Here is a 25,794-nt window from a genome sequence, read left to right on the forward strand (position 1 = left end):
CGTCTTCTCTGTTTTTCAAATACCCCCGGCAAGAGCTGCCACCGGCACCTTCAGCGCCAGAGATGCCCCAAGGCTTCGACCGGATCCGGTTCCGCCCAGATCTCTGCCCCCAGGGCGATGAAGTCGGTCAGCGGCGCCAACTGGCCGATCAGCGCCGGGGTCAGGGCGCCCTCGGCGACCACCGGGATCTCGATCATCTCGGACCACCACTGGAACAGGTCCAGCGGCACCGTCTCGCCCTGGCCGAGCGCCGTGGCGCCGCAGGGGCCGAAGCTGACGTAATCCGCCCCGGCCTCGGCCGCGTTCATGCCGTCATGGCGCGAGGTTCCGCAGAAGGCGCCGACGATGGCGTCCTGGCCCAGCTCCTTGCGGGCATGGCGCACGCCGCGCGCGCCGTTGCTCAGGTGCACGCCGTCCAGCCCGTGGCGTTGCGCCAGCTGCACATGGTCCTCGATCACCACCGCCACGTCGCGGGCATGGGCGATCTCGCGCGCGAGATCCGCGATGCGGCCCAGCTCCTCCTCGGTGCCGGCGCCGGGGATGCGCAGGCAGGCGACGGGAAAGCGGTCCATGACCTCGGCCAGCATCGGCCCCAGCGTCGAGGCGGCGGCGCCGACCGGGGTGATCAGGTAGAGTTGCGGCGTGTTGGGCTGGTCTGTCATGGCGCTGTCATCCCTCGTGTTCCGTCCGCAGATAGCGCAGCGCCGCGCGCCTTGCCAGTAGGTCTGCGGAAGGATATGGCCGCGCGCATGGAACCCGCGATCATTCTCGTCCGCCCGCAGATGGGCGAAAACATCGGCGCGGCCGCGCGCGCCATGCTGAATTTCGGCCTGACCGACATGCGGCTGGTGGCGCCGCGCGACGGCTGGCCGAACCCGCGCGCCGTGGCCATGGCCTCGGGCGCCGCCGGCCGGGTGCTGGACCGGGCGCGGGTGTTCGCCACGCTGGCCGAGGCGATGGCGGACGTAGATCACGCCTATGCCACCACCGCGCGCGGGCGCGAGTTGACCAAGCCGGTCCTGACCCCGGCCACGGCCATGGCCGATGCCCGCGAGCGGGTGGCGCAGGGCGGCCGGGTGGCGGTGATCTTCGGTCCCGAGCGCGCCGGGCTGGAGAACGAGGATGTGGCGCGGGCCAATGCCATCATCACCGTGCCGGTCAATCCCGACTTTCCCTCGCTGAACCTGGCGCAGGCGGTGCTGCTGACCGGCTATGAATGGGCGCAGGACAGCCTGCCGCCCCAGCCCGCCCCGCAGGGCCGCCGTCCCGATGGCGAGGCGCCCGCCACGCGGCTCGAGATCGAGCGTCTGGCCGATCACTGGGAGGAGCGGCTGGTCGAGGCCGGCTTCTTCTTCCCGCCCGAAAAGGCGCCGGCGATGAAGCTGACGCTGCGCAACCTGTGGTCGCGCCTGCCGCTGACCCGGGCCGACACGCGCATCTTCCACGGCATGCTGCGGCAGTTGATCCGTCGCGGCTGATTGATTTCCGGGCGCGCGCGGGCCAAGGTCGCGCCCGATCGAGAAGGAAGCTGACATGGCAAGACGTCCCGTCTTTCAGGAAGTCACCGAGACGACCCCGCAGAGCACGCCGCCCGCAGGCGGCATGATCGACGCCGGCAACAAGGGCGCGCGCGGCGCGATCCGCATCTGGCTGATCGTGCTGTTTGTCATGGTCGCGGCGATGATCGCGCTTGGCGGCGCGACGCGGCTGACCGGCTCGGGCCTGTCGATCACCGAATGGAAGCCGGTGACCGGCGCGATCCCGCCGATGGACGCCGCCACCTGGCAGGCCGAGTTCGACAAGTACCGGCAGATCCCGCAGTTCCAGCTGGTCAATTCCGACATGGACCTGGCCAGCTTCAAGCGCATCTACTGGTGGGAATGGTCGCACCGGCTGCTGGGGCGGCTGGTGGGGCTGGTCTGGGCGCTGGGTTTCCTGTTCTTCCTGGTGACGAAGCGCATCCCCGCGGGCTGGACGCCGCGGCTGCTGTTGCTGGGCGTGCTGGGCGGCGCCCAGGGGGCCATCGGCTGGTGGATGGTGCATTCGGGCCTGTCGGGCGAGATGGTGCGGGTGGCCTCCTATCGGCTGGCGACACATCTCGGGCTGGCCTTCGCCATTCTCGGGCTGATCGCCTGGTATGTCCTGGCCCTGTCGCGCTCCGAGGCGGCGCTTCTGCGGGCCCGGCGGGCGGGCGAGGCGAAGCTTTTCTCGATGACCAACGGGCTGATGCACCTGGCCTTCGTCCAGATTCTGCTGGGGGCGCTGGTCGCGGGGATCGATGCCGGGCGCATGTATACCGGCTGGCCGACCATGGGCGGCGAATGGATTCCGTCGGCGATCTGGGACGCGGCGCTCGGCTGGCGGAATTTCTTCGAAAACCCGGCTCTGGTGCAGTTCATCCACCGCATGACCGGCTATCTGCTGGCGATTTTCGCCGTGGTGGTGTTCCTGCGCGCCCGGCGCTCGCCGCATCCGGTGACGCGCGGCGCCTATGCCGCGATGCTGGCCGCCTTGGCGGTGCAGGTGCTTTTGGGCATCATGAACGTGCTGCACGCCTCGCCGCTGCCTTTGGCACTGGCGCATCAGATCGGAGCCGTGGCACTGTTCACGCTGATCCTGCGCGCGCGCCACCATGCGCGCTATCCTTTTGAAACCTCGGCCCGGGGGACTGTCCGATGAGCGCCTTCGACGAACTTCTCGCCTTCCAGCGCCAGACCGAGGCGCTGTCCTCGGTCGCCGAACGGCTGGCCTGGGACCAGGAAACCGTGATGCCGCGCGGCGCCGTCGAACAGCGCGCCGAGGAAATGGCGGCGATGGAATCGGTGCTGCACGAGCGGCGCACCGATCCGCGCCTGGGCGAATGGCTGGACCAGGCCGAGCCCGAGGATGACGAGGATGCCCGCATCATCGAGCTGATCGCGCGCGATCATCGCCGCGCCTCGCGCATTCCCGCGCGGCTGGCGACGGAACTGGCGCGGCAGACCTCGCTGGCGCAGGGCATCTGGGCTGAGGCCCGCGCCAAGGACGCGCCCGAGGATTTCCTGCCGGTGCTGAACGACATCCTGATGCTCAAGCGCGAGGAGGCGGCGGCGCTGGCCGATGGCGGCGATCTCTACGACGCGCTGCTGGACGATTACGAGCCGGGCACCACCCAGGCCGAGATCGCGCGGCTTTTCGACGCGATGCGGCCGCGGCTGGTGGCGCTGCGCGAGGACGTGCTGGGCGCCGACTACCAGCCGCAGCCGCTGACCGGGCATTTCCCGCAGGAAACCCAGCTGCGCCTGGCCCGCACCTGCGCCACCGCCTTCGGCTACGACTGGACGCGCGGCCGCATGGACATCGCTGTCCACCCGTTCAGCTCGGGGCGCTGGCAGGACAGCCGCATCACCACCCGGGTGGTCGAGACCGACCCGTTCAATTGCCTTTATTCCACCATCCACGAGGTCGGGCATTCCAGCTACGAGCTGGGCATCGACCCCGATTATGCCTTCACGCCGCTGGGCCGCGGCGTCTCGATGGGCGCGCATGAAAGCCAGAGCCGGATCTACGAGAACCAGATCGGCCGCAGCCGCGCCTTTACCGGCTGGCTCTACCGGCGCATGTCGGATGCCTTCGGCGGCCTGTCGCTGCCGGACGCGGATGCCTTCTATGCCACGGTGAACCGCGTCACGCCCGGCTTCATCCGCACGGAATCCGACGAGGTGCAATACAATCTGCACATCATGCTGCGCTTCGATATCGAGCGCGACCTGATCGCCGGGCGGCTGGATGTCGAGGATCTGGTCGAGGCCTGGAACGCCCGTTTCCTCAAGGATTTCGGCGTCGCGGTGGACCGGCCGGCCAATGGCGTGTTGCAGGACGTGCATTGGGCGGTGGGGCTCTTCGGCTATTTCCCCACCTATGCGCTGGGGAATGTCTATGCCGGCTGCCTGCATGCCGCGCTGCGCGCCGCGGTCCCCGATCTCGACGAGGCGCTGGCGCGCGGCGAGGCCGACCCGGCGGTGGAATGGCTGCGCGAGAACATGCAGCGCCATGGCGGGCTTTATCCGCCGCGCGAGCTGATCGAGCGCGCTACCGGCGCCGATGTCAGCGAGAAGCCGCTTCTCGACTACTTGGAAGAGAAATTCTCGGCCATCTACCGGCTTTGAGCTTGGGCTAGAGTATTTGGAAAACGGTGAAGGAGGGCCGCAGCGCCTTAGCTTTCACCGTTTTTTAAGTACTCATTCAACGTTTCGACAGGCGCAAGTGGATGCCGTTCTTGCCCCGCAGCGTCAGGCGCATGATCGGCACGGGTCTTTCGGGTCCGGGTTCCAGCCGGTAGGCCCCGACCAGGGCCGAGAGGATCAGCGGCCCCTCGATCATCGCGAAGCCGGCGCCCGGGCAGGCGCGCGGGCCGGCCGAGAAGGGGATGAAGGCGTCGCGCTGGCAGGCCTTGCCGTTCTCGGTCTCCCAGCGGCCGGGGTCGAACCCGTCGGGATTGTCCCATAGCCGTTCATGGCGGTGCAGGTGCCAGGGCGACAGCACCAGCTGCGCGCCCTTGGGGGCCTTGCGGCCGCGCAGGCTCTCGGCCTGGGCGCATTGCCGCACGGTCATGGCGACGGGCGGGTAGAGCCGCAGCGCCTCGCGGAAGACGGCGCGGGCCAGCGGCAGGTTGCGGACCGTGCCGAAATCGGCGGCCAGGTTCTGCCGCGCCTCCTTGGCCAGCCGGTCCTGCCAGTCCGGGCTTTCCGCCAGCAGGTAAAGCGCCCAGGCCAGGGCCGAGGCGCCGGTCTCGTGGCCGGCGAGGAAGAAGGTCGCGACCTCGTCGATCATCTCGGCCTCGCTGAAGGTCCGGCCGGTCTGCGGGTCGGGGGTGGTCATGATCTTGGTGGCGAGGTCTGGCGGCGCGGTGCCGGCGGCGATCTCGGCGGCGCGGGCCGCGACCAGCTGGCGGATCAGGCCGCGGATGCGGCGCGCCGTCTCGCGTACTCGGCGGGTGTGCAGCCGCGCCCAGCGGGGCAGGGCCATCAGCCCGCCCAGGTTGACCATCGGCTGCGCCTCCTGATGCTCGCGGAAGGCCTGGAAGACCTGGGCGGCGGTCGCATCCTCGATCGGGATCGAGAACAGGGTGCGGAAGATCACGTCGGCGGCGACATGGCTGGTCTGGGGTTCGATGTCGATCTCGGTCCCGTCGGCCAGCGGCGCCAGCCGGGCCACGCCGGCCTGGGCCGCATCCCACATCGCCGGGAAGGCCTCGCGCAGCCTTCCGCCCTCGAAGGCGGGGTCGATGATGCGGCGCTGGCGCAGCCTGGTCTCGCCGTTCGAGATGAAGCTGGAATTGCCGAGCAGCGGCTGCAGCCCCGCCGCCATGCGCGGCGATTTCGGGAAGTCCATCGGCCGCTTCTTCAGGATCAGCTCGACCAGCGCCGGATCGTTGCAGGTGAAGCTGTGGATGAAGGGGCCGCGGAACTCGGCCATCCAGGCGCGATAGAGCCGGTCGGATTGCGCCGACAGGATGTCGCGCCGGAAGTCGCGGATGAAGCGCCAGACCGAACCGCGGCCCTGCCGCGCCGGGGGCTTGGGCGGGATCATGTCGCCGTCCAGCGGTTCACGGCGCGCGCGATCCGGCCCGGCGAATGGCCGCGCCCGGCGAAGCGCCGGCCAAGCGTCAAGGGCCCGGCAGTGATGGCGAAATAGTCGTAATCGCCCGGCCGGTCGAAGGCGCAGAGATACTGGAAATGCAGCCGGAACCAGCGCCCGCGCAGCGCGCGCCGCTTTTCGGGAGAAAGCGTGCGGGTGAAGGCGGCGGAAAGCACCAGCGGATGCCGGCGGTCCGGCGGCTCGACGCCCGAGACCGCGACCGGATCGCACAGGCCGAACGAGCAGGCATCGCCCGGCGCGGTGACGTCCACCCAGTCCAGTTCCTCGCGCGCCGAGAGAAAGCGCAGGTCGGCGCGCAGCCGGTTCGCGCGCGGCAGGAACGACGCCATCGGCACGACATGGCCCAGCGACAGATAGGAGAGGCGGGGTCCTGACGCCGGCACCCGGCCCGAGCGGATCAGGTCCGCCAGCACCGAGACACCCAGATAGGCGCCCGAGCTGTGGCCGACCACCAGCACCTCGTCCCAGTCGCCCGCCAGCACCTCGGCGATGCGGTCGGCGAATTGCGCCAGCCGCGCTTCCAATGCCGGGGGACAGGCGCCCTGGCCCTGGGCGGTGAAGGCATAGTCGTGCATCAGATACCAGGCGAAGATCTTGCCGTCGATGCGCCGCCACAGATGCAGCCCGGCCCAGGTCAGTCCCAGCATCACCGGCAGGCCCAGCCACCAGCCGAGCCCGGTCAGCCGCCCCAGCGCCCAGCCGATCAGTGCCCCGGCCAGCGCCGAGACCAGCAGCTGCGCCAGCAGCACAACCACCGGGTAGAGCGCCGCGATCACCGGGCCGCGGCGCAGCCGCATCAGCCGGAACAGCGCCCCCGAGCCGATATAGGCCCAGGCGGTGCGGAACAGCTGGCCATAGGTCGCGAGGATGCCCTGGCCCATCGAGCCCTGCACGATGTCGGCCCAGACCAGCACCTCGAACTCGGCCTCGGCCTGCCGGCCGGCGAAATCGCCCAGGACGCCCCAGCCGAAGCCCTTGCGGTCGCGGCGCGGGCCGAAGGTCAGCCCGTAGCCCGAGATGCGTGCCTGTTCCGTCCCCTCGCGCTTGTAAAGCTCGCGATAGCGGCGGGGCGGGATCGGGTCATAGCCCGGGATGTAGAGCACGCGGCGGCGAAAGGGGCGGGTCATGAAATAAACGCTTGCTTGCGCAGGCAGAATAGCCCATCCGCGCAGGCCCGCAAGTCAGGCCGCACCCCAGCGCGCCTCGAGCTTCTCGATGGCGGCGATGCGCGCCTCGGCCGGGGGGTGCGAGAGCAGCCAGGCCGGCGCGCCCGCCCGGCCCCCGCCCGCCAGCCGGTCGAGCTTGCGAAACAGGCTTTTCTGCGGCGCGGTGCCCAGCCCGGCCTTGACCATCAGCGCGCTGGCGAAGGCGTCGGCCTCGAACTCGTCCTGGCGCGACAGCCGGGCGGCGATGGCGCTGGCGGCGATATTGGCGATCCAGACGCCGATGCCGGGCAGGAAGCGGCCCAGCACGCCCGCCAGCACCATGCGCACCACGTTTTGGCCGGCGAAATCCACCATGCGGCGCCTGGTATGGCCGTGCGCGACGTGGCCCAGCTCATGCGCGATGACCGAGGCCAGCTCGGCCTCGGTCACCTCGCCGCGGTCCAGCCGGTCGAGGAAGCCGCGGGTCAGGAAGATGCGGCCGTCGGGTGCGGCCAGCCCGTTCACATGCCCGACCTCGTAGACATGGGCCCGCACTTCGGGCAGGTCCATGGCCCGGCCCAGCCGCTCCAGCATCGGCAGCAGCCGGGGATGGCGCAGCGGTGTGGACTTGGCGTTCAGCTCGGCCTTCAGCCGCCATGCGGAAAAGAACCACATCGCGGCGGCATAAAGCAGGATCAGCAGGATCGGCGTAAGCTTCAGCATGCCGCCAATATGGGGGGTGCGGCGGGATCAGCCAAGGAGGCGCATGGCCTGGGTCAGCCCCTCAAGCGTCAGGGGCTGCATGCGGTCCTCGAAGATCTCGCGGATCATGGCGATGGACCGGGTATGGCCCCAATGCGCGCGCGGCACCGGGTTCAGCCAGACATGGTCGGGCCAGGTCTCGCGCAGGCGGCGCAGCCAGGTCTCGCCCGATTCGGGGTTCCAGTGCTCGTTGGCGCCGCCGGGGATGGCGATCTCATAGGGCGACATCGAGGCGTCGCCGACGAAGATCGCCTTGTAGTCGCGGCCGAAGCGGTTGATGACCTCCCATGTGGGCGTGGTCTCGGTCCAGCGGCGGCGGTTGTCCTTCCACAGTGCTTCATAGACGCAGTTGTGGAAATAGAAATGCTCCAGGTGCTTGAACTCGGCGCGGGCGGCCGAGAACAGCTCGTCCACCAGCCGGGAATGGTCGTCCATGCTGCCGCCGGCGTCGAGGAACAGCAGCACCTTCACGGCATTGTGTCGCTCGGGCCGGGTCTGCACGTCGATATAGCCGTGCTCGGCGCTGGCGCGGATGGTGCCGGGCAGGTCCAGCTCCTCCAGCGCACCGTGGCGGGCCCATTGCCGCAGCCGCTTCAGCGCCACCTTGATGTTGCGGGTGCCAAGCTCGACCGAATCATCGAAATCGCGGAATTCGCGCTTGTCCCAGACCTTGACCGCGCGGCGGTGGCGGCTCTCATGCTGGCCGATCCGCACGCCCTCGGGGTTGTAGCCATAGGCGCCGAAGGGCGAGGTGCCGGCGGTGCCGATCCACTTGTTGCCGCCCTGGTGGCGGCCCTGCTGCTCGGCCAGCCGCTCGCGCAGGCGCCTCATCAGCTCCTCGAAGGAACCGGCGCCCTCGACCGCGGCGCGCTCCTCGGGCGTCAAGAGCTTCTCGGCCAGCTTTTCCAGCCATTCGCGCGGGATCGAGACCTCGTTCACCAGCGCCTCGACGGGGATCTCGTCAAGGCCCGAGAAGGCTTCGGCAAAGGCGCGGTCGAACCGGTCGATATGCGCCTCGTTCTTGACCAGGGTGGCGCGGGCGAGGTGATAGAAGCCCTCGGGCGTCCAGTCCGACAGCCCGGCCTGCAGCCCCGCGAGCAGGTCCAGGTATTCCCGCAGGCTGGCCGGCACCCCATGGCGGCGCAGACTGTCGAGGAAGGGCCGGAACATCAGCCCATCCGGCTGAGGAATATGGTGAGGAATATCCCCAGCACGGTCAGCGCCAGGGCATGGGCGGCGGCATATTGCAGCTTGTCGGCGCGGCTGCCGCCGGCTTTCGCGGCGCGCATCCAGCCGATCGCTGCGCCAAGGATGAATGCGGCGATCACGATCATGGGGCAGGGCATAGCCCGCCCCCGCGCCCCTGTCGAGGGGCAGGCCCCTGAACGCCCCCCTTGAAGGCGTGGCGGGCGCAGGTTACTTTCGGACCAACTTGTTATCGGAGGGCGTGACCATGGCGCCCAGGCGTCCTGCGGGTGCGGACGCGTTCCCGAGAAAAACGGTCGAGCCTTTCGCCACCCGCCCGGCCGAGGACGGGCCGCTCTATGCGGCCTTGGATCTTGGCACGAACAGCTGCCGGATGCTGATTGCCCGCCCCGCGGGCAGCCAGTTCCAGGTGGTCGACAGTTTCTCGAAGCCGGTCCAGCTGGGCCACGGCCTCGAGGCATCAGGCAGGCTGTCGCGTCCCTCGATGGCGCGGACGGTGCATGCCCTGCAGGTGTGCCGGCGCAAGCTCGAGGCGCACAAGGTCACGCGCATGCGCCTGGTCGCGACCGAGGCTTGCCGGCGGGCGCGCAACAGCCGCGACTTCCTGCGCATGATCCGGCGCGAGACCGGGCTGCCGGTCGAGATCATCGACGCCGAGGAGGAGGCGCGGCTGGCGGTGATCTCCTGCGCGCCGCTGGTCAGCCAGCGCACCGAGCAATTGCTGGTCGTCGATATCGGCGGCGGCTCGACCGAGCTGGTCTGGATCGACCTGGAGGATGTCGAGCCCAAGGAACGCTCGCGCGCCATCATGCGGCTGGGCGACGGCTTTCGCGATCCCCTGCCGGGCGGGGCGCGGGTGGTGGATTGGATCAGCGTGCCGCTGGGCGTCGCCACGTTGCGCGACCAGTTCGAGGATGTCGAGGACGATCAGGGCCGCTTTGCGCTGATGTCCTGGCATTTCGAGGAGATGCTGGCGGATTTCACGCCCTATTCCCTGGCCCAGACCATGGAGGAAGGCTTCCAGATCATCGGCACCTCGGGCACGGTGACGACGGTGGCGGCCAGCCATCTGGGCCTGCGCCGCTATGACCGGACCAAGGTGGACGGGCTGACCATGACCTCGGCGCAGATCGACCGGGTGATCCGCGACTACCTGGCGCTTGGACCCGAGGGGCGGCGCGCCGATCCCCGCATCGGGCGCGAGCGCCACGCGCTGATCATGTCGGGCGCCGCGATCCTGCAGACGCTGATGCGGGTCTGGCCGACGACGCGGCTGTCGGTCGCCGATCGCGGCCTGCGCGAGGGGCTGCTTTATGCGCAGATGGTCAAGGACGGGGTGTTGGCCCCGGATGGCATGAACGGGGTGGCATGAGATGAGCGACGACAAGAAGCCGGGTTCGGGACGCAAGAGCTCGGGCCGCGGCCAGCGCGACCTGCGGGTGCGGGTGAAATCGGCCAAGGGGCGCAAGCTGTCGAGCACGCTCTGGCTGGAGCGGCAGCTGAACGATCCCTATGTCGCGAGGGCGAAGCGCGAGGGCTATCGCGGCCGCGCTGCCTACAAGATCCTGGAGCTGGACGACAAGTATCGCTTCCTGGTGCCGGGCGCGCGGGTGGTCGATCTGGGCTGCGCGCCGGGCGGCTGGTGCCAGGTGGCGGTGGCGCGCGTCAACGCGCTTGGCGAGAAGCCCGGCAAGAAGGTCGGTCGGGTGCTGGGCGTGGACCTGCAGGAGGTCGATCCCATCGCCGGGGCCGAGATCCATCAGCTGGACTTCCTGTCGGACGGCGCGGACGAGCAGGTCAAGGCCTGGCTGGGCGGGCGCGCCGACGTGGTGATGTCGGATATGGCCGCGGCCTCGTCCGGGCACAAGGGCACCGACCACCTGCGCATCGTGGCGCTGGTCGAGGCGGCGGCGCAGCTGGCCTTCGACGTGCTGGAGCCGGGCGGCACCTTCGTCGCCAAGGTGCTGGCGGGCGGGGCCGAGACCGAGATGCAGGCCATGCTCAAGCGCAATTTCCGCAAGGTGGCGAATGTGAAACCGCCGGCCAGCCGCTCGGATTCCTCGGAGAAATTCGTGGTGGCGCAAGGGTTCCGGGGCCGGGGGGACGAGGCGGCCCCAGAGGGCGGGCCGGCTGATCCGGACTGAGGCGGCTGTGCTGCGCCGGGAGATTCGTGGAGGCGCAGGGTTCGAACACGGCGGTGCCGGATATGGCGGCGCCCAAGGCAACAGGCCGGGGATCCGGTCTGCGTGTCCGGCGCGGACCGAAGCGGCCCCGCAACGGATCGAAGCGGCAGGCCATCCCCCGCGGCCGGGGGCGGGCTTGTCCGTTCCGCGCCGGCAAGCCAGGCAGCCGACAATCGTGGCACTGGCAGGGTTCATGAAGGCGGGGAAAGGCCGGGCTGGACAAGCCGGTTCGCCTGACTCCACCGCTCCGGCTTCGGCAGGTTGTGCGGCTTGCGGCGCGGCTTCGGGTGCGACAAGCTCTCTGGCCCATGGGCCCCGTGCCGCGTTCCGTGCTGCACGCCGGCGGGCGACCGTGATGGCGCAGCGGCCCCGCGATGGCGGGGAGGCGGTTCCGAACCTTTCGGCCCGATCAGCCGGGATCGCCGGGCGGGTCGCCAGGGGCTTCCCGCATCAGCGCGCGATAGGCTTCGGGCGTGCGGCCGGTCGCGGCCTGGAAGGCGCGCATGAAATGGCCAAGCCCGGCATAGCCCAGCTCCTCGGCGATCTCGGGGATCGGCTTTGCGCTGGCGCGCAGCGCCTCGGTCGCCGCTTGCAGCCGCAGGTCGTAGAGCAGGTCCAGCGCACCGCGCCCCCGGCTCTGGCGGCAGGCGCGGTCCAGATGCGCCTGCGTGCAGCCCAGCCGCCCGGCCATTTCCGCGATGGTCTGGCTGCGGTCGAGCTCTTGCCGGGCGAGTTGCAGGAAGCGTTCGGTCAGCGGCCGCGCCTCGGCGATGCTGTCGCCGCGCGGTTCGGGCCGGCCCGGCCGGTCCTCAAGCCGGGACAGCGCCACCGCGATCAGCCCCAGTTGGTGGCGCGTCGCCTCGTCGCCCCCGGGATGGCGCGCCGCTCCCTCGGCCAGGGCGAGGATGGCGGGGTCCAGAATCCCGGCATCCTCGGGCGCGGGCAGGCCGCAGCGAAAGCCCCGGGGCAGCGGCTGGTCGCGGAACCAGTCGGGCGGGATCAGCAGCGCCTGGCCCGCGACATCCGGCGGCGGCTTCAGCGAAAAGGCGGTGCCGGCGGGAATGAAGGCCAGGCGCCCGGCGGTGACGGGGCGGTTGTGGCGCGGAAACTGCACCGTGACCATGCCCGAGCCGGGCCGGATCAGCACATGATCGCCGCGGACGCGCGGGGCGGGCGGGGCGGTCCGGCTGCGCGTGGCGCCGCCCCAATGGAAGCCGGAAAGCGGAATCAGCCGCAAGCCGTCGCCGGGCCGGCCCCGGGGCAGGGCGCGCGGAGCAGGCCGGTCCGGCGCGGCCTCGGTCGTGCCGGCGACGGTCGGGGCCAGGACCGAGGGCCTTTGCGCCTGCGCCGCCGCCGGCTGCGATTCGCGCTGCAACCGGGGGTCGTGCTCGGCCGGTTCCATGATCCCCGGCGCGGTGATGCCGGCCGCCAGCAGCCGGGCCGCCGCGGGATCGGAATCGGTGCTGTCGAAGGCGCGAAAGGCTTTGTTCATAAGGGCGCGGCTTTCAGCAAATCCATAAACACAACCTAGACTCCGGGCGCGGGTTCCCGAAGCGTTTACACAGCTTATGGTTGCCAAAAGTTTAATATGTCTCTTTTTCGTGACGGCTCAGCGGCCGGTCTCGATCCAGCGCCAGTCGCGCATCCGGCCGCGAAAGAAGCTGCGCTGCGCCTTGGCATATTGCCGGGTGGCGGTGATCGCCCGCTCTGCCGCCTCGTCGAGGCCGAGCGCGCCTTGCAGATGCGCCACCAGCTCGGGCGCGCCGATGGCCTTGGCCCAGAGCGCGTCGGGGTTCCAATGCGGCAGCATCGCCCGCACCTCCTCCAGCGCGCCCTGGTCGAGCATCAGGCGAAAGCGCCGGGCGATGCGCCCGGCCAGCCAGTCGCGATCGGATTGCAGCACCAGCCGATGCGCGGCGTCAGGCGCGATCAGTGGCGGCGGCGTTTCCGCCTGCCATGCGGCGATGCCGCGGCCGGTGGTCCTGAGCACCTCCCAGGCGCGCTGCACGCGCACCGGGTTCTGCAGGTCGATACGCGTTCGGGTCGGCGAATCGAGCCCGGCGATCATCTGCGCCAGCCCGTCGGGTTCGCGCAGAAGCGCGTCGGCGCGGGCGCGGATCTCGGGCGGGGTGGGCGGGATGACGGCCAGCCCGCGGGTCAGCGCGTTCAGGTATAGGCCGGTGCCGCCGACCACGATCAGCCGGCCGCGCAGCGCAGCGACCTCGGCCAGCCATTCGCCCACGGAATAAAGCCGCCCCGGCGCGACATGGCCGTAGAGCGCATGCGGCGCGCGGGCCTCGTCCTCGGCCGGCGGACGCGCGGTCAGCACCCGCCAGCAGGACCAGACCTGCAGCGCATCGGCATTGACCACGGTGCCGCCCTGCGCCTCGGCGATCTGCAGCGCCAGCGCGGATTTGCCGCTGGCGGTCGGCCCGGCGATCAGCACATGACGCGCGGGATCGAGCTCGGCCAGGATCTGGTGACGCAGGGTCATTTCGGCATCCGTCGGCGGCGGTTGAACATGGGGCCTGTTTGCGACATTTTGCGCGCCGATGAAACTCCCGCGAAAAAGGTGAACCCATGTCGGAAAGCGCGTCCAAGACCCCCGGAAGCTATTCGCGCGTCATGCTGAAGATTTCGGGCGAGGCGCTGATGGGCGACCAGGGCTACGGCCTGCATCCGCCGACCGTCGCCCGCATCGCGCAGGAGGTCAAATCCGTCCATGACATGGGCATCGAGATCTGCATGGTCATCGGCGGCGGCAACATCTTCCGCGGGCTGCAGGGCAGCGCCCAGGGCATGGAGCGGGCGACCGCCGACTACATGGGCATGCTCGCCACGGTGATGAACGCGCTGGCCATGCAGGCGGCGCTGGAGGCGCTGAAGATCCACACCCGGGTGATCTCGGCCATCCGCATGGACGAGGTCTGCGAGCCCTATATCCGCCGCCGCGCCGTCCGCCACCTGGAAAAGAAGCGCGTCTGCATCTTCGCTGCCGGCACCGGCAACCCCTATTTCACCACCGACACCGCCGCCACCCTGCGCGCCAACGAGATGAATTGCGAGGCGATCTTCAAGGGCACCAAGGTCGACGGCGTCTATGACAAGGACCCGAACAAGTTCGCGGATGCCAAGCGCTACGAGGACGTGACCTATGACGAGGTGCTGCAGAAGCATCTGGGGGTCATGGACGCTTCGGCCATCGCGCTGGCGCGCGACAACGACCTGCCGATCATCGTCTTCTCGCTGGACGAGCCGGGCGGTTTCCGGGGGATTCTGGCCGGCAGCGGCACATATACGCGCGTGCACGGGTAAAATCCCCGTATAGGCTTTGCCATGCGGGCGTGGCTCGGCTAAAAGCCCTGAAAACCACAGCACAGAGGCCATGACCGAGCATGTCCGACGAGATCGAGATCGATACCGACGACCTGGAACGCCGCATGAAGGGCGCGATGGAATCCCTGCGCCATGAATTCGCGTCGCTGCGCACCGGCCGCGCCTCGGCCAGCATGGTCGAGCCGATCATGGTCGATGCCTATGGCTCGCCCACGCCGATCAACCAGATCGGCACGGTGAACGTGCCCGAGCCGCGCATGGTCACGATCAACATCTGGGACAAGGCGCTGGTCGGCAAGGCCGAGAAGGCGATCCGCGAATCGGGCCTGGGCATCAACCCGCAGCTCAACGGCACCATCATCATGCTGCCGATCCCCGAGCTGAACGAGGAGCGCCGGCGCGAGCTGACCCGCGTCGCCGCGCAATATGCCGAACATGCCCGCGTCGCCATCCGCAACGTGCGCCGCGACGGCATGGATCAGATCAAGAAGGCCAAGTCCTCGGGCATGTCCGAAGACGACCAGAAGTTCTGGGAAACCGCGGTGCAGGAGCTGACCGACAAGATGATCGCCTCGGTCGACCAGGCGCTCGAGGCGAAGCAAGCCGAAATCATGCAGGTCTGATCGCATGGCCGAGATCGCAGCCAGCCTGGCGAAGTCCGAGGGACAGGGACAGCGGCCCCGTCACGTCGCCATCATCATGGATGGCAACGGCCGCTGGGCCAAGAACCGGGGCTGGCCGCGCCTCGTCGGCCATCGGCGCGGCGCCGAGCGCGTCAAGCAGATCGTCCGCGCCTGCCCCGATCTCGGGGTGAACTGGCTGACGGTCTATGCCTTCTCGACCGAGAACTGGAAACGCTCGACCGAGGAGGTGCTGGGCCTGATGGCCATCTTCGCCCGCTATATCGAGCGCGAGGCCGACGGGCTTTCCGCCGAGGGCGTGCGCATGCGCTTCATCGGCGGGCGCGAGCGGCTGGAGCCCAAGCTGCAGCGGCTGATGAACGGGATCGAGGCGCGCACCGCCGGCAACACCCGGCTGAACCTGACCGTGGCGATCAATTACGGCGGCCGGGACGAGCTGACCCGGGCGGCGGCGCGGCTGGCGGCCCGCATCGCCCGCGGCGAGATCGCCGAGCCGACCGAGGCCGATCTGGCCGATTGCCTGGACACCGCCGGCCATCCCGATCCCGATCTGGTGATCCGCACCTCAGGCGAGACGCGGACCTCGAATTTCCTGCCCTTCCAGGCCGCCTATTCGGAATATGAGTTCACGCCGACGCTCTGGCCGGATTTCACGCCCGACCACCTGGCCGAGATCCTGGACCGCTACGGGCTGCGCGAGCGGCGCTTCGGCGGCGCATGAGCGGCAAGGGGCCACAGCCGGGCCGGTTGCGCGGCGCCCTGCAGCGCGGGCGCGACAAATGGGCCGACCTCTGGCCGCGCGTCCTGTCGGGCGCGGTGCTGGCGGTGCTGGGGCTCTTGCTGCTGCTGTCCTCGGGGCTGTGGATCCGGCTGGGCGTCTCGGCCGTCATCGGCGTGATGATGTGGGAGCTGGCGCGGCTGACCGGCTGGCGCCACCCCGAGTTCCACAGCCCGCGCCATCCGGTGCTGATCGGCATCTTGTCGGGGCTGGTGATGCTGGCGATGCTGGTGCTGCCCGGCGACTGGCCTATGGCGCTGGCGCTGGTGCCGATGCTGGCCGGCTGGCACGGCACGCATGAGCACGAGCGGCCGGCCTATCTGCTGTTCACCCTGGCGATCCTGGGCTCGGGCTATGCGCTGGTGGTGATCCGCGAGGTGATGGGCCTGCCCACCCTGGCCTGGATCGTCGGCACCGTGGTGCTGTCCGACCTGCTGGGCTATTTCGCCGGCCGCAAGCTGGGCGGGCCGCGCTTCTGGCCGGCGATCAGCCCCAAGAAGACCTGGAGCGGCACCGTGGCCGGCTGGGCCGGGGCGCTGGCTCTGGCGCTGGCGCTGGTGCTGGCCGGGCAGGCGCCCTGGCCGGTGCTGATCCTCGGTCCGCTGATCGCGGTGGCCGGGCAGTTCGGCGACATCGCGGAAAGCTGGCTCAAGCGCCGGGTCGGGGTCAAGGACAGTTCCGAGCTGATCCCCGGCCATGGCGGCGCCATGGACCGGTTCGACGCCATGGCGGGGGCGCTGCTGGTGGCGCTGGTTCTGCTGGTCGTCAATCTCTTGCCAGTGATCGGAGGCTGAGACGATGCGCAGCATATCGGTGCTGGGCGCGACCGGGTCGGTCGGCGAAAGCGCGTTCGATCTGTTGATGCGGGCCGGCGGGCCGGAGCGATTCCGCACCATCGCCCTGACCGGCGGCGGCAATGTCGCGCGCCTGGCCCAGATGGCCCGGGCGCTGCGGGCCGGGATCGCCGTCACCGCCTGGCCGGAATGCCTGCCCGCGCTGCGCGCGGCGCTGGCCGGCAGCGGCATCGAGGCCGCGGCCGGGGCCGACGCCGTCGCCGAGGCGGCCGCCCGTCCGGCCGACTGGACGCTGTCCGCCATCGTCGGCGCGGCGGGCCTGCCGCCGGGGCTGGAGGTGCTCAAGCGCGGTGGCACGCTGGCGCTCGCCAACAAGGAAACCCTGGTCGCCGCCGGGCCGCTGGTCATGGCCCGCGCCCGCGAGACCGGCGCGCGCATCCTGCCGGTCGATTCCGAACATTCCGCGATCTTTCAGGCGCTTCAGGGCGAAGACCTCGATTCCGTCGAGCATGTGACCATCACCGCTTCGGGCGGCGCCTTCCGCGACTGGCCGCTGGAGCGGCTGGCACAGGCCACGGTGGCCGAGGCCAGCCGGCATCCGAACTGGGACATGGGCCAGCGCATCACCATCGACAGCGCCAGCATGTTCAACAAGGCGCTGGAGGTCATCGAGGCGCATGAATTCTTCGGCCTCGGCATCGACCGGCTGCGGGTGCTGGTGCATCCGCAATCGATCATCCACGCCATGGTCACGCATCGCGACGGCGGCAGCATCGCGCATCTGGGGGCGCCGGACATGCGCCACGCCATCGGCTATGCGCTGAACTGGCCGGCGCGCGCCGCCCTGCCGGTGCCGGCGCTGGATCTGGCGGCGCTCGGCAGCCTGACCTTTGCCGAGCCGGACGAGGCGCGCTGGCCGGCGCTGCGCCTGGCGCGCGAGGCGATCACCGCCGGCGGCGCCGCCGGAGCGGTGCTGAACGCCGCCAAGGAGCAGGCGCTGGACGACTTCATCGCCGGCCGCATCCGCTTTACCGACATGGCCCCGGCGGTCGAGCACGCGCTGGAACAGGCCGCGCGCGAGCCCGGCTTCGCCCGAAGCCCGCGCGATCTCGGCGAGGTGCTGCACTGGGACGGCTTCGCCCGGCGGGCGGCGGCGCAATGGCAGGGGGCGGCATGAGCCTGGCTCTGGACATGATGGGCGGTTTCCTGTGGACGGCGGCGGCCTTCATCGTGGCGCTGTCGGTCATCGTCACCGTGCACGAATACGGCCATTACATCATCGGCCGGCTCTGCGGCATCAAGGCCGAGGTGTTTTCGCTGGGCTTCGGGCCCCGGCTCGCCGCGCGGCGCGACCGGCACGGCACGGTCTGGCAGGTGGCGGCGATCCCGCTGGGCGGCTATGTGCGCTTTCTGGGCGATGCCGATGCGGCCAGCGCCGGCTCGGTGCCGGTCGAACCGGCCCGCGCGCGTCAGAGCCTGACCGGCGCGCCGCTCTGGGCGCGCTTCGCCACCGTGGCGGCGGGGCCGGCGTTCAACTTCGCCCTGTCGATCCTGGTCTTTGCCGGCATGGCGATCTGGCAGGGCCTGCCGGTCGACGAGGTCGAGGTCGGCCGCCTGCACCCGACCCCTCCGGGGGTCGAGATGCAGCTGCAGCCCGGCGACCGCATCCTGGCGCTGGACGGCCGGCCGGTCGCAAGCTGGCGCGATCTGGGCGCGGCGGCGGCCGATCTGCCCTCGCGGCCCGTCCATGACTGGACCGTGCTGCGCGACGGCGCCGAAATCACCGTGCCCGGCCCCGATCCCATGCCGCCGCTGGTCACCGGCATCGCGCCGCGCAGCCCGGCGGCCTCGGCGGGGCTGAAGCCGGGCGACGTGATCCTGGCCATTGACGGCGCGCCGGTTTCGCGCTTCGACGAGCTGCGGGCGCATGTGGCCGAGGCCGAGGGCCGGCCGGTGCTGCTGAAGGTCTGGCGCGAGGGCGAGGGCGTGGCCGATTATACCCTGGCCGCGCGCGAGCAGGACCTGCCCACGGATGAGGGCTATACCCGGCGCTGGCTGATCGGCGTGACCGGCGGCGGCACCTATTTCGAGCCGGCGACCCGTCCGGCCGGCCTGGCCGAGGCGCTGGGGATCGGCGCCGCGCGCACCTGGGACATCATCGCCTCGTCGGTCTCGGGGCTCTGGGCGATGATCAGCGGGCAGATCGGCAGCTGCAACCTCGGCGGCGCCATCTCGATCGCCGAGACCACGGGGCAGGCGGCCTCGGCGGGCGGCGGCAATTTCATCTGGTGGATCGCGGTGCTGTCGGCGGCCATCGGTTTCCTGAACCTGCTGCCGGTGCCGGTGCTGGATGGCGGGCACCTGATGTTCTATCTCTACGAGGCGGTGGCGGGCCGGCGGCCGTCGGACCGGGTGATGGACATCCTGTCGGCTCTGGGGCTGGCGGCGGTGCTGTCGCTGATGGTTCTGGGCCTCACCAACGATCTTTTCTGCCCCTGACCGGCCCTGACCTTTTGACAGTCCCGCCCGCTTCGCTGTATCCATCGGGGCAAATCCGGTGGGGCCAACCCGCCGGGCAACGCATTACTCGCGAGGGGCGGCGATGACGGACAGGAAACTCGGCAAAGGCGCACTGGCGCTGATCTCGGCGCTGGCAGTGGCCGCGCCTGTCGCAATGACGGCCGTGCCCGCCTCGGCCTATGTCTTCAGCAACGTGCGGATCGAGGGCAACCAGCGGATCGAACCCGCGACCATCCTGTCCCATCTGGACCTGCCGCGCGGCCAGGACGTTTCGGCGGGGGCGCTGAACGACGCGCTGCAGCGGCTGCAGAATTCCGGCCTGTTCGAGACGGTCGAACTGGTGCCCTCGGGCGGCACGCTGGTCGTGCGGGTGGCGGAATATCCCACCATCAACACCATCGCCTTCGAGGGCAACAAGCGGCTCAAGGACGAGAACCTGGCGGAAATCGTCAGGTCGCAGTCGCGCCGGGTCTATTCGCCCGCCCAGGCCGAGGCCGACGCCGCCGCGATCAGCCAGGTCTATGCCTCGCAGGGGCGCTTGGCCGCCCGGGTCGATCCGCGCATCATCCGCCGCGGCAGCAACCAGGTCGATCTGGTCTTCGAGATCCGCGAAGGCGACGTGACCGAGATCGAGCGCATCGGCTTCGTCGGCAACCGGGCCTTTTCCGACCGCCGGTTGCGCAACGTGCTGCAGACCAAGCAGGCGGGCATCCTGCGCACCTTCATCCGCCGCGACACCTTCGCCCCCGACCGCATCGCGCTGGACGAGAAGCTGCTGACCGATTTCTACCGCTCGCGCGGCTATGCCGATTTCCGCGTCCAGGCCGTGGCGCCCGAGCTGGCGCGTGAACGCGACGCCTTCTACATCACCTTCCAGATCCAGGAAGGCCCGCGCTATACCTTCGGCAATGTCACCACCGTCAGCGAGATTCCGGGCGTCGATGCGGCCGAGTTCGGGGCCCAGAACCGGGTCAAGCGCGGCGCCGTCTACAACCCCACCGTGATCGACACCACCATCCGCCGGATGGAGGCGCTGGCGCTGCGCAAGGGGCTGGATTTCGTCAATATCGAGCCGCGCATCACCCGCAACGAGCGCAACCAGACGCTGGACCTGACCTTCGCCCTGACCCGCGGCCAGCGCGTCTTCGTCGAGCGCATCGACATCGAGGGCAACACCACCACGCTTGACGAGGTGATCCGCCGCCAGTTCACCACGGTGGAGGGCGACCCCTTCAACCCGCGCGAGATCCGCAATTCCGCCGAGCGGCTGCGGGCGCTGGAATATTTCTCGGACGTGCAGGCCGAAAGCCGTCCCGGATCGTCGCCCGAGCAGGTCATCGTCGACGTGAACGTCGAGGAGCAGCCGACCGGCAGCCTGAGCTTCGGCGTCAGCTACGGCGTGGCCAGCGGCGTGGGCTTCAACGCCGCGCTGTCGGAAAAGAACTTCCTGGGCCGCGGGCAGGAGGTGAGCCTGTCCTTCGCCACCGGCTCGGGCACGCAATCCTCGGGCCTGACCTTCATCGAGCCGTATTTCCTGGGCCGCAACCTCAAGGCGCGGGCGCAGGTCTGGTACAACACCACCGACCGGCTGAATTCGGATTACAACACCCGCACCGTGGGCGTGCTGACCGGGATGGAGTTCCCGATCTCGGAAAACGGCCGGCTCGAACTGCGCTACAAGCTCAGCAAGGACACGCTCTTCGACGTGGACCCGATCCATGTCGATCCGGAAAGCGGCCGCATCGTCGGCTCGTCGCCGATCCTCTACAACGAGCAGGGCGGTTTCTTCACCTCGGCGGTCGGCTATACCTACAGCTATGACAGCCGCATCGCCGGACTCGATCCGCTGACCAGCTATCGGCTGCGCTTCAGCCAGGATTATGCCGGCCTGGGCGGCGACGTGAAATCGGTCACCAGCACGCTTTACGCCGGCGTCGAAAGCCGGGCCTGGCGCGAAAGCGTGACCATGCTGGCCGAGTTCGAGGCGGGCGCCGTGCATATGCTGGACGACCAGAGCAGCCGGTTCATGAACCGCTTTACCGGCAACAGCAAGGTCCGCGGCTTCGAGCCGAACGGCTTCGGCCCGCGCGACCTTGAGGCGCCGAACCAGGACGCGCTTGGCGGCAACTATTTCTGGGCGCTGCGCACCGAGCTGCAGTTCCCGCTGGGCCTGCCCGAGGAATACGGCATCACCGGCGGCCTGTTCGCCGATGCCGGTTCGGTCTGGGGGCTGGACAACCGCATCGGCGCCAATGGCGTCGAGGTCGACGACGGCATGAAGATCCGCGCCGCGATCGGCGCCTCGGTCTTCTGGACCACGCCGATCGGGCCGCTGCGCTTCAACTTCGCCAAGGCCCTCAAGAAAGAGGACTATGACGAAGAGCAGGCCTTCGACCTGACCATCTCGACCCGGTTCTGATGTTCCGGCGGCGGGGCATCGCGGCGTTCCTGGCGCTGGCTGCCCTGCTGGCAGCCGGGCCCGGCGCTCTGGCCCAGCAGCAGGGCGCATCGCCGCCCCCTGCCGACTCTCCCGGCCGCTCGGTGCCGCCCATCGTCGTGGACACGCCGCCGCCCAACGGCGATGCGGTGCTGCCGGTGCTGACGCTGGACCAGGATACGCTTTACCTGCGGTCGCAATGGGGCCAGCGCGTGCAGGACGAGCTGGAGCAGCGCGGGCGCGAGATCGCGGCCGAAAACGACCGTCTGGCCGATCAGTTCTCGGCCGAGGAGCAGCAGCTGACCGCCCTGCGCCAGACCCTGCCGCCAGACGAGTTCCGCCAGCGCGCCGACGAATTCGACAAGCGCGTGGTCGAGGTCCGCCGTGCCCGCGACGCCGCCGCCCGCGAATTGCAGGCCGAGGCGGATGAGGAACGCCAGGCCTTCTTCCGTGCCGCGCTGCCGGTGCTGGCGGCGCTGATGCGCGAGCGGGGCGCGGTGGTGGTTCTGGACCAGCGCGCGATCTTCGTCGCCGCGCAAGCCATCGACGTCACCGAGCTGCTGATCGAGCGCATGGATCGCGAGGTGGGGCCGGGCCCCTTGGATGAGCCGGCCGAAAGCGAGGCGCCGGACCCCGCCACGCCCGGCGAAGCGCCTGCCGAGTCCCCGGCCGAAGCACCTGCGGAAGCGCCCGGGGAGGGTGGCCCGCAGCCGGAGGCGCCGGATACGCCCGAGGCGGCGGAGCAGTAGGCGGCGGATCTTCAGCCTCGCCGCGACGGCTGCGGCCGGAACCGACCGGCAGGCCGGGGCAATGGCGAGGCGCGGATTTTCTGCCGCATCCCGGCCCCGGGGGCGGCAGGCCCCCGGAACGCGGACCTAGCCGACGCGGCGGTCCAGCGCGCCGATGCGTTCCGTCAGCAGGGAAAAGAAGCCCTGCGGCTCGACATCGCGGATGAAGGTGGCGTTCGGGGTCCGTCCGCTGACCCGCCACCAATCGGCGACGGTCATGCCCAGCGTGTATTCGCCCTGAGTCTCGATCTCGACATTGATGTAGCGGCCCGAGAACAGCTCGGGCTGCAGGAGCCAGGCGATGGTGCAGGGGTCGTGCAGGGGGGCGCCCTCGCTGCCGTATTTCTCGCGGTCGAAACGCTCGAAGAAATCGGTCCAGCTGGCGACCGCCTGGCCGACCCGGCCCATGGCGCGCATGCCCTCGACCCAGGCGCGGCTGGTCAGGGCGCGGTGCGTCACGTCCAGCGACATCACCGTCAGCGGCGCGCCGCTGGCAAAGACCAGTTTTGCCGCCTCGGGATCGACATAGATGTTGAACTCGGCGGTGGGGGTGATGTTGCCGACCTCGAAATAGGCGCCGCCCATCAGCACGATCTCCTGCACGCGCGGGACAATGTCGGGCGCGCGCCGGAAGGCGGTGGCGATATTGGTCAGCGGGCCGATCGGCACCAGGGTGACGCTGCCCGGCTTCTCGCGGCGCAGGGTCTCGATCAGGAAGTCCACGGCATGGCCCGGGGCGAGGGGCATGGCCGGCTCGGGCAGGGTGACGCCGTCGAGCCCGGTCTTGCCGTGCACGTGCTCGGCGGTGACCAGCTTGCGGCTGAGCGGCGCGTCACAGCCGGCATGGACCGGCAGGTCCGGGCGGCCGGCCAGCTCGCAGATCATCCGGGCGTTCCGCTCGGTGTGGTGCAGCGGCACGTTGCCGGCGACCACGCTGAGGCCCAGCACCTCCAGCTCGGGGCTGGCCAGCGCCAGCAGGATGGCGACCGCGTCGTCCTGGCCCGGATCGGTGTCGATGATGATCTTGCGCGCCATGGGTTTCCCTTTGCTGCGTTTGCGGGGGCAGGGAAGCCCGGCCGGAGCCGGGATGCAAGCCCCCTGTCTAGCCGCCGGCCGGCCGCAGATGGGTGATGCCCGCAGCCGCCGCCCGCGCCAGCGCCGGGTCGAGCGACATCACCACATATTCGCCGCGCCGCCACAGCTCGGCCATGTCGTCGTAATGGCGCGAGAGCGGATGGCCGGACTGCCCGGTCGAGATGATGAAGACCGAGCTGTCGGGATCGGCCAGGTCATAGACCCCGCGATAGGCCGCGCCCGTCACGTTCAGCCAGGGATTGCGGCCATGGCCGAGGAACCCGGCCTGGGCGATGGTGGAACTGCCGCCCGAGGTCGGCTGGATCAGGTTCACGATGTAAGAGATGCCGCGCATGTCCCCCAGCGCCGGATGGACGTGCCGGGCCCGGTGCAGGTCGCCCCAGCGCCAGCTGGCGAGGTCGGGCCCGAAGCGCGCGACCAGATCCAGCAGCGCCGCGTCGAGCGCCTGCCGGGCGATCTGGGTGCAGGTCTCGACCGGGGCGGATTGCCGGATGTCGCACCAGGCCGAGGCGCCTCCGATGTCGCGGAACACCCGGTCGATGAAATCGGGATAGAGCTGGGTCAGCGCGTCGGCCAGCGGCCCGAGATCGTCGCGCACCAGCCGGTCCTGCAGCGCCCGCATCCAGGCGGCATAGATCATCGGCTCGGGCAGGTGCTCGCTCATGGCGCCGTCCCAATTGGCCAGCAGCGCCAGCGCGTCCTGGCGCAGCCGTTCGGGCGTGCCCTGGGCGGCGGGCTCGCCGGTGAACCACAGCTCGGCGCCGACCAGCGGCAGCAGGGCGCGGGCGACCGGGCTGACGATGTCGTTCTGCGCGGCGATGAAGCTGTCGCGGGAATGCACCTCGCGCGTGTCGATCAGGTGGCGCAGCCGGTTCAGCCGGTGGCCGTCGCCCCAGTCATGGCCAAGCCCGCCCGCGCCCGGCGGCGCCGCGCCGGTCGCGGCCACGATGCCGCTGTCCGGGCTGAGCCGGGTCAGCTCGGCGGGGGCGGGGCTGAGCCCCTGCCAGCGGTTCTCGGCGATCCAGCCCGGCGCGGGGAGGCGTCCCGCCGTCTGGTGGCCCGGCGGGCGATGCGGCACGGCGCCGGCCAGGACCTCGCCCACGCCTTGCGCGTCGGCCAGCGTCACCGTCAGGGCCGGGGCGATCATCTCGTGCAGCGCCCCGGCCGCCGCCTGCCGGTCCTGCGCCCGCATCAGCCCGACCAGCGCCGTCATGCTGCGGTCGTTGCCATAGCCGCCGGTCCAGGCCAGCGCCGCGACATGGCCGGCGGGCAGGATGGTGGCGATGTCCAGATGCGCGCCGGGAATGACCGGGCCGTTTTCGGTCTCGCGCAGGGTGATGGTCTGCGGCTCGGCGCCGCGGATGCGCAGGGTCTCGCGCCGGGTGGTGAATTCGGTCCAGCCGCTCGCGCCGCGATAGCGGTTCGGGTCGCCGGGCTGCACTTCCTCGATATAGAGGTCCTGGTCGTCGATCTGCGCCGGGGTGATGCCCCAGGCAAGGCCGGTGTTGCGCCCGGACAGCACGGCGGGAATGCCGGGGATGGTGCCGCCGATCACCCCGCCCGAGCGAAGCTCGATCCGCGCCAGATACCACAGGCCCGGCGCGGTCAGGGCGAATTGCGGGTCGTTGGCCAGAAGCGCGCCGCCCGCCGCCGTGCGCCCGGCCGCGGCGGCAAAGCCGTTGGCCGAGGCGCCCGCCGCCGGCGCGAGGTAGCCCGCCAGCGTCGCGGTCCAGTCCCGCGGCCCGGTGCCGCGTTCCGGCGCGGCGAATCGCGCGCCGGGGAATAATGTGGCATAGGCCGGCAGGGGCGGCTCTCCGCGCATCGCGACCAGCTCCTGCCCGCGTTCGGGGACGGCCAGAGACAGCCGCGCCCGCAGCACCTCGCGCCGCATCTGCACGCTGGACGAGGCGGCCAGCAGCTTCAGGATCGCCAGCGAATCCGCCGGTTCCCAATAGGCGATATCCTCGGGATAGAGGAAGAATTCCGGCGCGCCGCGCCCGCGCGCGCCCAAGTTGACCTGTTCGATCCAGGCATTGACGCCCGCGGCATAGGCCTGCAGCGCCTCCAGCACCTCGGGGTCCTGCGCCTGAAGCGAGGCGCGGGCATTGCGGTAAAGCCCCAGCCGCCGCGCCAGGTCGTCGGCCGAAAGCGCGCCGATGCCATAGATCTCGGCCAGCCGGCCCTGCGCGGCGCGGCGCAGGACGGTCATCTGGAACAGCCGGTCCTGCGCATGGGCAAGGCCAAGCGCGAAGAACACGTCGCGGTCGCTTTCCCCGAAGATATGCGGCACGTCCTCGGTGGTGCGCACGATCTCGACCGGGGCCGAAATGCCCTCGACCGCATAGCTGCCGTCGTAATCGGGCAGCGAGCGGATGGCGAAATACCAGGCCAGCGCCACCAGCGCGACGGTCAGAAAGATCAGCCCGACCGTCAGGCGCACAAGCCAGCGGAAAAGTGTCACCATGAAAA

Annotated in this window: 23 protein-coding genes; 13 read left to right on the plus strand and 10 right to left on the minus strand. The window is 70.1% G+C overall.

Annotation, left to right across the window (positions count from 1 at the left end):
* Positions 1–50: 50 nt before the first annotated feature.
* Positions 51–662 (minus strand): thiamine phosphate synthase, encoded by a 612-nt coding sequence (locus tag L632_RS0105965; RefSeq protein WP_028711266.1) that lies wholly within the window; start codon positions 660–662, stop codon positions 51–53.
* Positions 663–737: 75 nt separating this feature from the next.
* On the opposite strand from L632_RS0105965, the gene L632_RS0105970 reads away from it, so the two are divergent.
* From L632_RS0105970 to L632_RS0105980, 3 genes are read left to right on the plus strand one after another with little or no spacing between them, the layout of a single operon-like run.
* Positions 738–1,478: an RNA methyltransferase gene (locus L632_RS0105970; RefSeq protein ID WP_028711265.1), complete on the plus strand. Its 741-nt coding sequence runs from the start codon at positions 738–740 to the stop codon at positions 1,476–1,478.
* 55 nt (positions 1,479–1,533) lie between these two features.
* Positions 1,534–2,679 carry a heme A synthase gene (ctaA, locus tag L632_RS0105975; protein WP_028711264.1) on the plus strand — a complete coding sequence of 382 codons (1,146 nt, stop codon included), beginning with the start codon at positions 1,534–1,536 and terminating at the stop codon, positions 2,677–2,679.
* Positions 2,676–4,148 carry a carboxypeptidase M32 gene (locus tag L632_RS0105980; RefSeq protein ID WP_028711263.1) on the plus strand — a complete coding sequence of 491 codons (1,473 nt, stop codon included), beginning with the start codon at positions 2,676–2,678 and terminating at the stop codon, positions 4,146–4,148. Before ctaA ends, L632_RS0105980 begins: the two co-directional genes overlap by 4 nt.
* Before the next feature lie 76 nt (positions 4,149–4,224).
* On the opposite strand, the gene L632_RS0105985 is transcribed toward L632_RS0105980, so the two are convergent.
* From L632_RS0105985 to L632_RS24260, 5 genes are read right to left on the minus strand one after another with little or no spacing between them, the layout of a single operon-like run.
* Positions 4,225–5,571, minus strand: a complete 1,347-nt coding sequence (locus L632_RS0105985; protein ID WP_028716482.1) for a cytochrome P450 — start codon at positions 5,569–5,571, stop codon at positions 4,225–4,227.
* Positions 5,568–6,767: a hypothetical protein gene (locus tag L632_RS0105990; protein WP_028711261.1), complete on the minus strand. Its 1,200-nt coding sequence runs from the start codon at positions 6,765–6,767 to the stop codon at positions 5,568–5,570. Before L632_RS0105990 ends, L632_RS0105985 begins: the two co-directional genes overlap by 4 nt.
* Before the next feature lie 54 nt (positions 6,768–6,821).
* Entirely contained in the window at positions 6,822–7,508 is a 687-nt protein-coding gene (locus L632_RS0105995) for a M48 family metallopeptidase (RefSeq protein WP_028711260.1), read from the minus strand.
* 27 nt (positions 7,509–7,535) lie between these two features.
* Positions 7,536–8,717 (minus strand): VWA domain-containing protein, encoded by a 1,182-nt coding sequence (locus L632_RS0106000; RefSeq protein ID WP_028711259.1) that lies wholly within the window; start codon positions 8,715–8,717, stop codon positions 7,536–7,538.
* Positions 8,717–8,893 carry a hypothetical protein gene (locus tag L632_RS24260; RefSeq protein ID WP_156929398.1) on the minus strand — a complete coding sequence of 59 codons (177 nt, stop codon included), beginning with the start codon at positions 8,891–8,893 and terminating at the stop codon, positions 8,717–8,719. The genes L632_RS0106000 and L632_RS24260 overlap by 1 nt, the downstream gene beginning before the upstream one ends.
* Positions 8,894–9,000: 107 nt before the next feature.
* Between L632_RS24260 and L632_RS0106010 the strand changes: the two genes are divergently transcribed.
* Positions 9,001–10,125 (plus strand): Ppx/GppA phosphatase family protein, encoded by a 1,125-nt coding sequence (locus L632_RS0106010; RefSeq protein ID WP_028711258.1) that lies wholly within the window; start codon positions 9,001–9,003, stop codon positions 10,123–10,125.
* 1 nt (position 10,126) lies between these two features.
* Entirely contained in the window at positions 10,127–10,897 is a 771-nt protein-coding gene (locus L632_RS0106015; RefSeq protein WP_028711257.1) for an RlmE family RNA methyltransferase, read from the plus strand.
* 448 nt (positions 10,898–11,345) lie between these two features.
* Here the strand turns inward: L632_RS0106015 and L632_RS0106025 are convergent, their stop codons facing one another.
* Together L632_RS0106025 and miaA are read right to left on the minus strand one after the other, a co-directional pair.
* Entirely contained in the window at positions 11,346–12,428 is a 1,083-nt protein-coding gene (locus L632_RS0106025; protein ID WP_028711256.1) for an AraC family transcriptional regulator, read from the minus strand.
* A gap of 117 nt (positions 12,429–12,545) precedes the next feature.
* Positions 12,546–13,430: a tRNA (adenosine(37)-N6)-dimethylallyltransferase MiaA gene (gene miaA / locus L632_RS0106030; protein ID WP_028711255.1), complete on the minus strand. Its 885-nt coding sequence runs from the start codon at positions 13,428–13,430 to the stop codon at positions 12,546–12,548.
* An 86-nt stretch (positions 13,431–13,516) separates the two neighbouring features.
* Between miaA and pyrH the strand changes: the two genes are divergently transcribed.
* From pyrH to L632_RS22150, 8 genes are all read left to right on the plus strand, one after another.
* Entirely contained in the window at positions 13,517–14,251 is a 735-nt protein-coding gene (gene pyrH, locus L632_RS0106035; protein ID WP_028711254.1) for a UMP kinase, read from the plus strand.
* A gap of 80 nt (positions 14,252–14,331) precedes the next feature.
* Positions 14,332–14,895, plus strand: coding sequence for a ribosome recycling factor (frr, locus tag L632_RS0106040; RefSeq protein ID WP_024844454.1), 564 nt, complete (start codon positions 14,332–14,334; stop codon positions 14,893–14,895).
* Positions 14,896–14,899: 4 nt separating this feature from the next.
* On the plus strand, positions 14,900–15,634 hold the full coding sequence (gene uppS / locus L632_RS0106045; RefSeq protein ID WP_028711253.1) for a polyprenyl diphosphate synthase: 735 nt from the start codon (positions 14,900–14,902) through the stop codon (positions 15,632–15,634).
* Positions 15,631–16,485 carry a phosphatidate cytidylyltransferase gene (locus L632_RS0106050; protein ID WP_051416110.1) on the plus strand — a complete coding sequence of 285 codons (855 nt, stop codon included), beginning with the start codon at positions 15,631–15,633 and terminating at the stop codon, positions 16,483–16,485. The genes uppS and L632_RS0106050 overlap by 4 nt, the downstream gene beginning before the upstream one ends.
* A 4-nt stretch (positions 16,486–16,489) precedes the next feature.
* Positions 16,490–17,662 (plus strand): 1-deoxy-D-xylulose-5-phosphate reductoisomerase, encoded by a 1,173-nt coding sequence (dxr, locus tag L632_RS0106055; protein ID WP_028716483.1) that lies wholly within the window; start codon positions 16,490–16,492, stop codon positions 17,660–17,662.
* Positions 17,659–18,984: an RIP metalloprotease RseP gene (gene rseP / locus L632_RS0106060; RefSeq protein WP_028711250.1), complete on the plus strand. Its 1,326-nt coding sequence runs from the start codon at positions 17,659–17,661 to the stop codon at positions 18,982–18,984. The genes dxr and rseP overlap by 4 nt, the downstream gene beginning before the upstream one ends.
* A 103-nt stretch (positions 18,985–19,087) precedes the next feature.
* Positions 19,088–21,424, plus strand: a complete 2,337-nt coding sequence (gene bamA, locus L632_RS0106065) for an outer membrane protein assembly factor BamA (protein ID WP_028716484.1) — start codon at positions 19,088–19,090, stop codon at positions 21,422–21,424.
* The gene (locus tag L632_RS22150) at positions 21,424–22,191 is read left to right on the plus strand and encodes an OmpH family outer membrane protein (protein WP_051416109.1); all 768 of its coding nucleotides are present in this window, start codon (positions 21,424–21,426) and stop codon (positions 22,189–22,191) included. The genes bamA and L632_RS22150 overlap by 1 nt, the downstream gene beginning before the upstream one ends.
* Positions 22,192–22,317: 126 nt before the next feature.
* Here the strand turns inward: L632_RS22150 and L632_RS0106075 are convergent, their stop codons facing one another.
* Together L632_RS0106075 and L632_RS0106080 are read right to left on the minus strand one after the other, a co-directional pair.
* A complete protein-coding gene (locus L632_RS0106075) occupies positions 22,318–23,265 on the minus strand; it encodes a nucleoside hydrolase (RefSeq protein WP_028716485.1) in 948 nt (315 codons plus the stop codon).
* A 67-nt stretch (positions 23,266–23,332) separates the two neighbouring features.
* Entirely contained in the window at positions 23,333–25,789 is a 2,457-nt protein-coding gene (locus L632_RS0106080) for a penicillin acylase family protein (RefSeq protein WP_028716486.1), read from the minus strand.
* Positions 25,790–25,794: the final 5 nt, after the last annotated feature.

Origin of the sequence: Paracoccus sp. J39 (assembly GCF_000518925.1) — a bacterium.
Taxonomy (GTDB): Bacteria; Pseudomonadota; Alphaproteobacteria; order Rhodobacterales; family Rhodobacteraceae; genus Paracoccus.

Bases quoted from the DNA above. Each gene is read 5' to 3' on its own strand.
- L632_RS22150 (WP_051416109.1), top strand. From the start codon at position 21,424: ATGTTCCGGCGGCGGGGCATCGCGGCGTTCCTGGCGCTGGCTGCCCTG.
- L632_RS0106080 (WP_028716486.1), bottom strand. From the start codon at position 25,789: ATGGTGACACTTTTCCGCTGGCTTGTGCGCCTGACGGTCGGGCTGATC.
- L632_RS0106025 (WP_028711256.1), bottom strand. From the start codon at position 12,428: ATGAACAAAGCCTTTCGCGCCTTCGACAGCACCGATTCCGATCCCGCG.
- L632_RS0105980 (WP_028711263.1), top strand. From the start codon at position 2,676: ATGAGCGCCTTCGACGAACTTCTCGCCTTCCAGCGCCAGACCGAGGCG.
- L632_RS0106015 (WP_028711257.1), top strand. From the start codon at position 10,127: ATGAGCGACGACAAGAAGCCGGGTTCGGGACGCAAGAGCTCGGGCCGC.
- L632_RS0105970 (WP_028711265.1), top strand. From the start codon at position 738: ATGGCCGCGCGCATGGAACCCGCGATCATTCTCGTCCGCCCGCAGATG.
- L632_RS0106075 (WP_028716485.1), bottom strand. From the start codon at position 23,265: ATGGCGCGCAAGATCATCATCGACACCGATCCGGGCCAGGACGACGCG.
- frr (WP_024844454.1), top strand. From the start codon at position 14,332: ATGTCCGACGAGATCGAGATCGATACCGACGACCTGGAACGCCGCATG.
- rseP (WP_028711250.1), top strand. From the start codon at position 17,659: ATGAGCCTGGCTCTGGACATGATGGGCGGTTTCCTGTGGACGGCGGCG.
- bamA (WP_028716484.1), top strand. From the start codon at position 19,088: ATGACGGACAGGAAACTCGGCAAAGGCGCACTGGCGCTGATCTCGGCG.
- L632_RS0106000 (WP_028711259.1), bottom strand. From the start codon at position 8,717: ATGTTCCGGCCCTTCCTCGACAGTCTGCGCCGCCATGGGGTGCCGGCC.
- L632_RS0105985 (WP_028716482.1), bottom strand. From the start codon at position 5,571: ATGATCCCGCCCAAGCCCCCGGCGCGGCAGGGCCGCGGTTCGGTCTGG.
- L632_RS0106050 (WP_051416110.1), top strand. From the start codon at position 15,631: ATGAGCGGCAAGGGGCCACAGCCGGGCCGGTTGCGCGGCGCCCTGCAG.
- L632_RS24260 (WP_156929398.1), bottom strand. From the start codon at position 8,893: ATGCCCTGCCCCATGATCGTGATCGCCGCATTCATCCTTGGCGCAGCG.
- uppS (WP_028711253.1), top strand. From the start codon at position 14,900: ATGGCCGAGATCGCAGCCAGCCTGGCGAAGTCCGAGGGACAGGGACAG.
- ctaA (WP_028711264.1), top strand. From the start codon at position 1,534: ATGGCAAGACGTCCCGTCTTTCAGGAAGTCACCGAGACGACCCCGCAG.
- L632_RS0105990 (WP_028711261.1), bottom strand. From the start codon at position 6,767: ATGACCCGCCCCTTTCGCCGCCGCGTGCTCTACATCCCGGGCTATGAC.
- L632_RS0106010 (WP_028711258.1), top strand. From the start codon at position 9,001: ATGGCGCCCAGGCGTCCTGCGGGTGCGGACGCGTTCCCGAGAAAAACG.
- L632_RS0105965 (WP_028711266.1), bottom strand. From the start codon at position 662: ATGACAGACCAGCCCAACACGCCGCAACTCTACCTGATCACCCCGGTC.
- L632_RS0105995 (WP_028711260.1), bottom strand. From the start codon at position 7,508: ATGCTGAAGCTTACGCCGATCCTGCTGATCCTGCTTTATGCCGCCGCG.
- miaA (WP_028711255.1), bottom strand. From the start codon at position 13,430: ATGACCCTGCGTCACCAGATCCTGGCCGAGCTCGATCCCGCGCGTCAT.
- dxr (WP_028716483.1), top strand. From the start codon at position 16,490: ATGCGCAGCATATCGGTGCTGGGCGCGACCGGGTCGGTCGGCGAAAGC.
- pyrH (WP_028711254.1), top strand. From the start codon at position 13,517: ATGTCGGAAAGCGCGTCCAAGACCCCCGGAAGCTATTCGCGCGTCATG.